Annotated in this window: 10 protein-coding genes and 1 pseudogene; 2 read left to right on the plus strand and 9 right to left on the minus strand. The window is 73.2% G+C overall.

Annotated elements, in window-relative coordinates:
* Positions 1–148: 148 nt before the first annotated feature.
* The 3 genes from ACFYNX_RS30050 to ACFYNX_RS30060 are packed head-to-tail and all read right to left on the minus strand — an operon-like array spanning position 149 to position 2,005.
* On the minus strand, positions 149–907 hold the full coding sequence (locus ACFYNX_RS30050) for a DUF3710 domain-containing protein (RefSeq protein WP_365551617.1): 759 nt from the start codon (positions 905–907) through the stop codon (positions 149–151).
* Between the two features lies 1 nt (position 908).
* Positions 909–1,421 carry a dUTP diphosphatase gene (gene dut, locus ACFYNX_RS30055; RefSeq protein ID WP_365551614.1) on the minus strand — a complete coding sequence of 171 codons (513 nt, stop codon included), beginning with the start codon at positions 1,419–1,421 and terminating at the stop codon, positions 909–911.
* Positions 1,421–2,005: a PaaI family thioesterase gene (locus ACFYNX_RS30060; RefSeq protein WP_388665825.1), complete on the minus strand. Its 585-nt coding sequence runs from the start codon at positions 2,003–2,005 to the stop codon at positions 1,421–1,423. The genes dut and ACFYNX_RS30060 overlap by 1 nt, the downstream gene beginning before the upstream one ends.
* 58 nt (positions 2,006–2,063) lie before the next feature.
* Between ACFYNX_RS30060 and ACFYNX_RS30065 the strand changes: the two genes are divergently transcribed.
* Positions 2,064–2,576, plus strand: coding sequence for a DUF3093 domain-containing protein (locus ACFYNX_RS30065; RefSeq protein ID WP_388665827.1), 513 nt, complete (start codon positions 2,064–2,066; stop codon positions 2,574–2,576).
* 66 nt (positions 2,577–2,642) lie between these two features.
* On the opposite strand, the gene ACFYNX_RS30070 is transcribed toward ACFYNX_RS30065, so the two are convergent.
* From ACFYNX_RS30070 to ACFYNX_RS30085, 4 genes are all read right to left on the minus strand, one after another.
* The gene (locus ACFYNX_RS30070) at positions 2,643–3,680 is read right to left on the minus strand and encodes a hypothetical protein (RefSeq protein WP_388665829.1); all 1,038 of its coding nucleotides are present in this window, start codon (positions 3,678–3,680) and stop codon (positions 2,643–2,645) included.
* A gap of 12 nt (positions 3,681–3,692) precedes the next feature.
* Complete coding sequence (locus ACFYNX_RS30075) at positions 3,693–3,989, minus strand: DUF4193 domain-containing protein (RefSeq protein ID WP_003955561.1); 297 nt, start codon at positions 3,987–3,989, stop codon at positions 3,693–3,695.
* A 395-nt stretch (positions 3,990–4,384) separates the two neighbouring features.
* Positions 4,385–5,623, minus strand: a complete 1,239-nt coding sequence (locus tag ACFYNX_RS30080) for a sensor histidine kinase (RefSeq protein ID WP_388665831.1) — start codon at positions 5,621–5,623, stop codon at positions 4,385–4,387.
* A 5-nt stretch (positions 5,624–5,628) separates the two neighbouring features.
* A complete protein-coding gene (locus ACFYNX_RS30085; RefSeq protein ID WP_030211224.1) occupies positions 5,629–6,282 on the minus strand; it encodes a response regulator transcription factor in 654 nt (217 codons plus the stop codon).
* A 361-nt stretch (positions 6,283–6,643) separates the two neighbouring features.
* Between ACFYNX_RS30085 and ACFYNX_RS30090 the strand changes: the two genes are divergently transcribed.
* Positions 6,644–6,820, plus strand: coding sequence for a hypothetical protein (locus tag ACFYNX_RS30090; protein ID WP_365551601.1), 177 nt, complete (start codon positions 6,644–6,646; stop codon positions 6,818–6,820).
* Positions 6,821–6,936: 116 nt separating this feature from the next.
* Here ACFYNX_RS30090 and ACFYNX_RS30095 read toward each other — a convergent pair whose 3' ends face one another.
* The gene (locus ACFYNX_RS30095; RefSeq protein WP_125666782.1) at positions 6,937–7,746 is read right to left on the minus strand and encodes an inositol monophosphatase family protein; all 810 of its coding nucleotides are present in this window, start codon (positions 7,744–7,746) and stop codon (positions 6,937–6,939) included.
* A gap of 182 nt (positions 7,747–7,928) precedes the next feature.
* A pseudogene (locus ACFYNX_RS30100) lies at positions 7,929–8,050 on the minus strand (ferrochelatase); the annotation flags it as partial.

Below are 8,050 nucleotides of genomic sequence, written 5' to 3' on the forward strand. Positions count from 1 at the left end.
GCTGGGCCCCCCCCGCGGGCGCCGGGTACACCCCCTTTACCCGCTCAACCCGGCACGGGGGGGGGGGGGGCCCCCCGGGGGGGGGGGCCCCCCCCCGGGGGGGGGGCCCCGCCCCACCGGTCTTTCCGCGGGCTTCCGATTCCGTGGTTCAGCGGATCTCGGAGATCTCCGGGCCGCGCTGGAGCTGGCCCATGCCGCCGGAGAAGCGGGAGTTCTCCTGCTCCTCCTGCTGCACGCCGTCCGGCACCATCTGCGCGTCGTTCGGCAGCTTGAGGACGATCGGGTCGCGCGGGGCCATCGGGCCCTCACCGCGGACGACCACGGTGTCGCGGACGATCTGTTCCAGGAGTCCGGCCGCCTCGGGCTGGACCGCGCCCTGGCCGGAGATCACTCCGCGCAGGAACCAGCGGGGTCCGTCGACGCCCACGAAGCGCACGAGCTGCACGCCGCGGTTGCCGTCCGGCAACTGCACGGGGACCTGCGCGCGCAGCTCCCAGCCCAGCGGCCCCTCGACCTCGTCGATGACACCGCCCTGCTGGACGATGCCCGTGGCGATCTCGTCACGGACCTCGCCCCAGATGCCCTCGTTCTTGGGGGCGGCGAAGGCCTGGAGCTGTACGGCGCTGTCGCGCAGCACGACGGTGGCCGCGACGATCGCGTCGCCCGCCACCTCGACCCGCAGCTCCATGCCCTCGACGCCGGGTACGAAGATCCCGCCGAGGTCCACGCGGCCCTCGTCGGGCTTGGTGACCTCGGAGATGTCCCAGGGCCCGTCGGGCCGGGGCGCGGGCGGAAGGTTCACCCGACGCGGCTCGGCCGCGTCCTCGCCCTCCACCGCGTCGACGACCTGCTCGGCCTCGCCCGCCGCGTCCTCGGCGGCACCGCTCTTCTTGCGACGTCCGAACACGTCACTGTCCTTCCCGGTCGGATACGACCGAAGCGTATCGATTCCCACCCGTCGTGCCGTCCACGGCGGCATGGCCGCCGGTGGACCCGAAGCCCCCCTCGGCCCGCGCCGAACCGGGAAGTTCCGCCACCTCGTGGAAGCGCACCTTCTCGACCTGCTGGACGACGAGTTGGGCAATCCGGTCGAATCGTTCGAACCGCACGCTCTCGTGCGGGTCGAGATTGACCACGATCACCTTGATCTCTCCACGGTACCCGGCATCCACCGTCCCCGGGGCATTCACGAGCGCCACTCCGCAGCGGGCCGCGAGACCGGAGCGCGGGTGCACGAAGGCGGCGTACCCGTCGGGGAGGGCCAGGGAGACGCCGGTGGGCAGGACGGCGCGCTCGCCGGGGGCCAGCACGGCGGCCTCCGTGGTCACGAGGTCGGCGCCGGCGTCGCCGGGGTGCCCGTAGGCCGGGATGGGGACCTCGGGGTCCACGCGCCGGATCAGTACGTCGACGGGGTTGCGCATCAGGGGTTCACCTCGAAGGCGCGGGCGCGCCTGAGCTGGTCGGGGTCGGACATGGCCGCGCGGATCTCCTCCGGGCGCCCGTTGTCGATGAAGTGGTCGACCTTGACCTCGACGAAGAGGGCGTCGGCGCGGACGGCGACGGGGCCTTCCGGCCCGCCGATCCGGCCGACGGCGGTCGAGTAGAGCTTGCGGCCGTGCACGGCGGTGACGGCGGCCTCCAGGTGGAGCACGGTGCCGACCGGCACGGGCCGCAGGAAGTCGGTCTCCAGGCGTCCGGTCACGGCGATGACCCGCAGCAGCCAGTTGAGGGAGCCGAGGGTCTCGTCGAGCGCGGTGGCGAGGACGCCGCCGTGCGCGAGGCCGGGGGCGCCCTGGTGGTCGGCGGTCACCGTGAACCCGGCGGTGACGGTCACGCCCTCGCCCGCCCGCGCCTCCAGGTGGAGGCCGTGGGGCTGCCCGCCGCCGCACCCGAAACAGTGCCCGTAGTGCGAGCCGAGCAGCTCGCCGGGGGCCGGTGCGTCGGGGTGGCGTACCGGCGGTATGGCGTCGGCCGGCGGGGTGAGGGCGGCAGATGTTGCAGTCACAGGCGCAGACCTTACCCGCGCGGACGGACGCGGGTCGCGCCGTGCCAAGCTTGGACGCATGCAGCCTTCCGTACCGTCCCCGGCCCCCTCCCCCGAGTCCTCCGCCGCCCCGGCCGCGCCGCGCTTCGACGAGCGGCTGACGGCGCCCGGCTCCTGGTGGGTGATCGCGGGCCTGCTCGGACTGTCCGGCGGTCTGATCATGTTCCCCTTCGGGACGGTCCCGATGCTGGGCGGCCTGATCGTGGCGGCGGTGCTCGCCGGGGTCGCGGTCTCCTCGTACGGCTCCGCCCGGATCCGGGTGGTGGCCGGTTCGCTGGTGGCGGGCGACGCGCGGATCCCGGTCTCCGCCCTGGGGGCGGCCGAGGTGCTCGACGCGGAGGAGGCGCGCGCCTGGCGCACGTACAAGGCGGACACGCGCGCCTTCATGCTGATGCGCGGCTACGTGCCGCGGGCGGTGCGGATCGAGGTGACGGACCCGGCGGACCCGACGCCGTACGTGTACCTGTCCAGCCGCGAGCCGGAGGCGCTGGCCGCCGCCCTCGAGTCCGCGCGGACCGGCGCCGGGGACTGACCGCGGCGGGATCCCGCGCCGGCCGGGCCCGGCCGGCGGCGCCGGGCCCACGAAGCCGGACGGGCGCTAGAAGCCCAGCTCCTCGGGGTTCTCGGGCTGGTCCAGCGGGGGCAGCTCCGGGAGGGCGCTCCAGGGCACCTGGCGCTCGCGCAGGTCCTTGCGGATGTGCGCGGCGAGCTTCTTGGTGTCGCGGCGGTTCATGACGGCGCCGACGGCGGCGCCCACCATGAACGGCATGAGGTTCGGCAGGTTACGCACCATGCGCTTCATGATCTGCTGGCGCAGTTCGCGCTTGAGCTGTCCGCCGAGCGCCGCGTTGACGGTGGTGGGCTTGGTGGGGTCGATGCCCCGCTCCTCGGCCCAGGAGGTCAGATAGGCCGCCGAGCGCTGGGTGAGCCGGCCGGGGGGACGCAGCCCGTACACCTCGTGCAGCTCGGCGATGAGCTTGAGCTCCACGGCGGCGACGCCGGTGATCTCGGCCGCCAGCTCGGCCGGCAGGGCCGGGGGTACGGGGAGCATGGCGGCGACGCCGATGCCCGCGCCCACGGTCGAGGACGCGTTCGCCGCGCCGTTGACGAGCTTGTCGGCGATCTCCTCGGGGCCGAGCCCGGGGAAGTGCCTGCGGAGGGTCGCCAGGTCGCGGACGGGGATCCGGGGGGCGAGGTCGATCAGCCGGTCGGCCAGATGGCCGATGCCCGCTTTCGCGCCGTCTCCGCCGCGCTTGACGCCCTGGGCGACGCCGCGCCGGACGGCGTCGACGCGACCGGAGTCGATCTTCATCTTGTCGAGTCGGCTGCGCGCCGGGTCGGCGAGCCGTTTGACGGCGCCGAGGCGCCCGGCCCGTCGTGCTTCGACGGGCGACCCGTCGTCCTGCTCCGTGTCCCGCTCCGCGGGAAGGGGTGCCTCCTCCGGTGCGGCGGCCGCTTCGAGCGAGGCCGGTAGGCCCCGCTCGTCGTCACGTGCGCCGAGGGAGGGCAGGGAGGCGGCGGGCTCGGCGTCGGGGGCCTCCTGGGCGCCCTCTGCCGGGCCGTGTCCGCCCTTGTCCGTCCGCGGGCTCCCGGGGAGCCGCAGACGCCGCTTCCGGGACGGTGTGTCGCCTGCCACGGTCGAGCGTTCTCAGTCGCAGTCGCGGCAGATGGGCTGACCGTTCTTCTCCCGGGCGAGCTGGCTCCGGTGGTGCACGAGGAAGCAGCTCATGCAGGTGAACTCGTCGGCCTGCTTGGGCAGGACCCGGACGGCCAGCTCTTCGTTCGAGAGGTCGGCGCCGGGAAGCTCCAGGCCTTCGGCGGCCTCGAACTCGTCGACGTCGACGGTCGAGGTCGACTTGTCGTTCCGGCGGGCCTTCAGTTCCTCAAGGCTGTCCGAGTCGACGTCGTCGTCGGTCTTGCGTGGGGTGTCGTAATCCGTTGCCATGTCGCTCTCCCCCTCTGGGTGGTTGCGGTGTCTCCAGCGCACGTAACGCGTGAGAGGTCGGACTTGTGCCCGACCTGAGGCGGAGATTTTGCCTCACATCAAGGTCTGTTACTCAATCGACACCCGTCGCGCCCTCTCACGAGTGATCGGCTTCGGGTGGCGAACCGGACCGTACACGGTCCGGCGGGCATCCCTCGCAGGCGCCACCCCGTGTACTTCCCGTCATTCGGGGCCCCGAAAACCCGGACTTTTCCTGGTTTTCGGAGGGATTTCCCGGTCACGGAGAGTGGACGGCCACGCACCCTCCCCTGTGATCGATCACACATGAGCGTCTCAGGGACGGGGGCGCGGAATTCCGCGCAAAGCGAACGGAACCGGTCGGTCTGTGCAGTGTGTCAGATCGGCAGAGTGACGCGCATCACGAGACCGCCGCCCTCGCGGGGCTCCGCGATGATACGGCCGCCGTGGGCGCGGGCCACGGACCGGGCGATCGACAGGCCGAGGCCGACCCCCTTGTCGCTGCCGGTCCGCTCCTGCCGGAGCCGCCGGAACGGCTCGAAGAGGTTGTCGATCTCGTACGCGGGGACCACGGGTCCCGTGTTCGAGACGAGCAGCACCGCCTGGCCGTGTTCGGCCTCGGTGGTGACCTCCACCCAGCCGCCCTCCGGCACGTTGTACCGCACGGCGTTCTGGAGCAGGTTCAGCGTGATCCGTTCGAGCAGGACGCCGTTGCCCTGCACGACGGCGGGCGCGCGCTCGCCGCGGATCTCGACGCCCCTGGCGTCGGCCTCGGCGTGCACCTGGTCGACGCCCCGCTCGGCGACCTCGGCGAGGTCGACGGCCTTGCGCTCGATGATCTGGTTGTCGCTCCGGGCGAGCAGCAGCAGGCCCTCGACGAGCTGCTCGCTGCGCTCGTTGGTGGCGAGCAGGGTCTTGCCGAGTTGTTGGAGCTCCACGGGCGCCCCGGGGTCGGAGAGGTGCACCTCCAGGAGGGTGCGGTTGATCGCGAGCGGGGTCCGCAGCTCGTGCGAGGCGTTCGCGACGAACCGCTGCTGGGCGGTGAAGGCCCGTTCCAGGCGCTCCAGCATCTCGTCGAAGGTGTCGGCCAGCTCCTTGAGCTCGTCGTCCGGGCCGTCCAGCTCGATCCGCCGGGACAGGTCCGAACCGGCCACCTGGCGGGCGGTGCGGGTGATCCGGCCGAGCGGGGAGAGCACCCGCCCCGCCATGGCGTAGCCGAAGGCGAAGGCGATGATGCTCAGGCCGAGCAGGGCGAAGAGCGAGCGGCGCAGCAGGTCGTCCAGGGCCTGGTCGCCCTGGTGCCGCAGACAGAGCGTGACGGCGTCGTTGAGCTGGTCGCCGGTGCCCTTCGCGGGCAACTGGCACCCGGAGGTGGTCGGCTGGACCGTGCCGTCGATCACCTTGAAGGGCAGCCGGGCCGCGCTGTCGCTGAGGGCCTGCGCGGTGAAGAGGTAGATGATCGAGAGCAGCAGGATGCCCGCGATCAGGAACATCCCGCCGTACAGCAGGGTGAGCCGTATCCGGATGGTCGGGCGCAGGAGCGGGCGGACGGGGTCCCTGGGGTCCCAGGTCGGCTTGGGGGGCGCCTGGGGGTGGGGCGCGGGGGTCGTGGCCATCGGGTTCAGATCCGGTACCCGGAGCCGGGCACGGTGACGATGACGGGGGGCTCCCCGAGCTTGCGGCGCAGGGTCATGACGGTGACGCGGACCACGTTGGTGAACGGGTCGGTGTTCTCGTCCCAGGCCTTCTCCAGGAGCTGCTCGGCCGAGACGACGGCGCCCTCGCTGCGCATGAGGACCTCCAGGACGGCGAACTCCTTCGGCGCGAGCTGGACCTCGCGGCCGTCGCGGAAGACCTCGCGGCGGTTCGGGTCGAGCTTGATGCCGGCGCGCTCCAGGACCGGCGGGAGCGGCACGGTGGTGCGACGGCCGAGGGCCCGCACGCGCGCGGTGAGCTCGGTGAAGGCGAAGGGCTTGGGGAGGTAGTCGTCCGCGCCCAGCTCCAGGCCCTCCACGCGGTCGCTGACGTCGCCGGAGGCGGTGAGCATCAGGACGCGGGTGGGCATGCCCAGCTCGACGATCCGGCGGCAGACGTCGTCGCCGTGCACGAGGGGCAGGTCGCGGTCGAGGACGACGACGTCGTAGTCGTTGACCCCCACGCGCTCCAGGGCCGCCGCGCCGTCGTACACGACGTCGACGGCCATGGCCTCCCGGCGCAGTCCGGTGGCCACCGCATCGGCGAGCAGTTGCTCGTCCTCGACGACGAGTACGCGCACGTCGTACATCCTTCCCGTTGAGCCGCGTCCCGGGGCGGGGACCGGCCGAGACCTGAGCTGACTGTGGGTGTCCATCCTGCCCCGTACGCGCGTAAACCGGCTGTAAGGCGGCGGGGAGGGCCCGGGGGCCGGACGGCGCCCCGGCGGCGCTCCGGGGAGGGGCACCGAGAATTCATCTGATTCGCGGGCCAGTTGAGGTTTCTCTGAGGAAGGGGGTGGGGAGGACGACTGCACACCCCGCGATCACGCCCCGTATGTGGCACGCCACCCGACGCTCTCTGTCCCCCAGAGACCGCGGCGCGTGATCCGAACACCCTCGGCACACCCCCGTGCCACCTGACCCACGACGAGGGGGCGCACGATGGACGCTTTCACCGCAGGCCTGCTGCACCGCATCAGGACCACGCAGACGGACCTCACGCGGGCGCGTGAGACGGGAGACGACTACCTGGTGGAGGTGGAGCAGGCCGAGCTGGAGGACCTGCACCGCCTGGCCGCCGAGTACGGCGTGGAGGTGGCCGTACCGGAAGCGGCCTGATCCGGACCGCCGCTGCCACCGCTCCCGCCGGTGGAACCTTGCACCCGCGCAGGGCCCCGGTGCCGTCCCGGCACCGGGGCCCTCGTCCGTCCGCTCCCGGCCCGCCGGGACCTGGGTCAGTCGTGCCAGGCCCCCAGCTCCTCCAGGAGCTCCTGGAGGGGTGCGAAGAGGCCCGGGGAGGCCGCGACCGTCAGGTCGCCGGACTCCGGCTCCCCGGGGCGGCCGCCGGTCAGGGCACCCGCCTCGCGGGCGATCAGCGCGCCCGCGGCGAGGTCCCAGGGGTTGAGGCCGCGCTCGTAGTAGGCGTCGAGGCGGCCCGCGGCGACGTCGCAGAGGTCGAGGGCGGCCGAGCCGCCGCGCCGGATGTCGCGGACGAGCGGGATCACCTTCCGGGCGACGTCGGCCTGGTGGGCGCGCCGGGTCTGGACGTAGGCGAAGCCGGTGCCGAGCAGGGCCTGGTCGAGCGCGGGCGAGGGGCGGACGGCGAGCCGCCGGTCCCCGGCGTACGCGCCGCGGCCGAGGACCGCGTGGTACGTCTCGCCGCGCAGCGGCGCCTCGACCACGCCGACGACGGTCTCGCCGTTCCGCTCGGCGGCGATCGAGACGCCCCAGGTCGGCAGCCCGTAGAGGTAGTTCACGGTGCCGTCCAGCGGGTCGATGACCCAGCGGACGCCGCTGGTGCCGGGGCTGGCGGCGCCCTCCTCGCCGAGGAGGCCGTCCTGCGGGCGGTGCTCGGCGAGGAAACCGGTGATCAGCTTCTCGGCGGCGATGTCCATCTCGGTGACCACGTCGATGGGGCTGGTCTTGGTCTTCGCCACGGTCAGGTCGTCGGGCCGGCCGTCGCGCAGCAGCGCTCCGGCCCGCCGGGCGGCCTCCAGGGCGAGGTCGTGCAGCTCGGTGAGGAGGGGGTCGGGAACCTCGGTCATGGGATCTCCTTGCGCGGACGGACGGGTCACGGGTCTCTTGCGCGTACGGGCCGGGTCGCGGGCTTCACGCGCGTGCGTGCGGACGGATCGCGGGCTTCACGCGCGTGCGTGCGGGTCTCGGGCCGCCACGCACGCGCGTACGGCTTCGCACCGCGTACGGCTTCGCACCGCGCGCCGAGGTCCTATGCGTAGGGGCTGTCGGCGCCGGTGGCTGCGGGGCGTTCGGTTCTGGCGGGGCAGCAGCCGATGGGGCACAGGTCGTGGGAGGGTCCGAGCGCGCCCAGGGCGCACCGTTCGGTCCGGG

It is taken from the genome of Streptomyces sp. NPDC007872 (assembly GCF_042868165.1).
Classification (GTDB): Bacteria; Actinomycetota; Actinomycetes; order Streptomycetales; family Streptomycetaceae; genus Streptomyces.

Excerpts from the sequence above, each read along its gene's own strand:
- ACFYNX_RS30075 (WP_003955561.1), bottom strand. The coding sequence starts at position 3,989 with ATGGCAACGGATTACGACACCCCACGCAAGACCGACGACGACGTCGAC.
- ACFYNX_RS30080 (WP_388665831.1), bottom strand. The coding sequence starts at position 5,623 with ATGGCCACGACCCCCGCGCCCCACCCCCAGGCGCCCCCCAAGCCGACC.
- dut (WP_365551614.1), bottom strand. The coding sequence starts at position 1,421 with ATGCGCAACCCCGTCGACGTACTGATCCGGCGCGTGGACCCCGAGGTC.
- ACFYNX_RS30065 (WP_388665827.1), top strand. The coding sequence starts at position 2,064 with ATGCAGCCTTCCGTACCGTCCCCGGCCCCCTCCCCCGAGTCCTCCGCC.
- ACFYNX_RS30090 (WP_365551601.1), top strand. The coding sequence starts at position 6,644 with ATGGACGCTTTCACCGCAGGCCTGCTGCACCGCATCAGGACCACGCAG.
- ACFYNX_RS30095 (WP_125666782.1), bottom strand. The coding sequence starts at position 7,746 with ATGACCGAGGTTCCCGACCCCCTCCTCACCGAGCTGCACGACCTCGCC.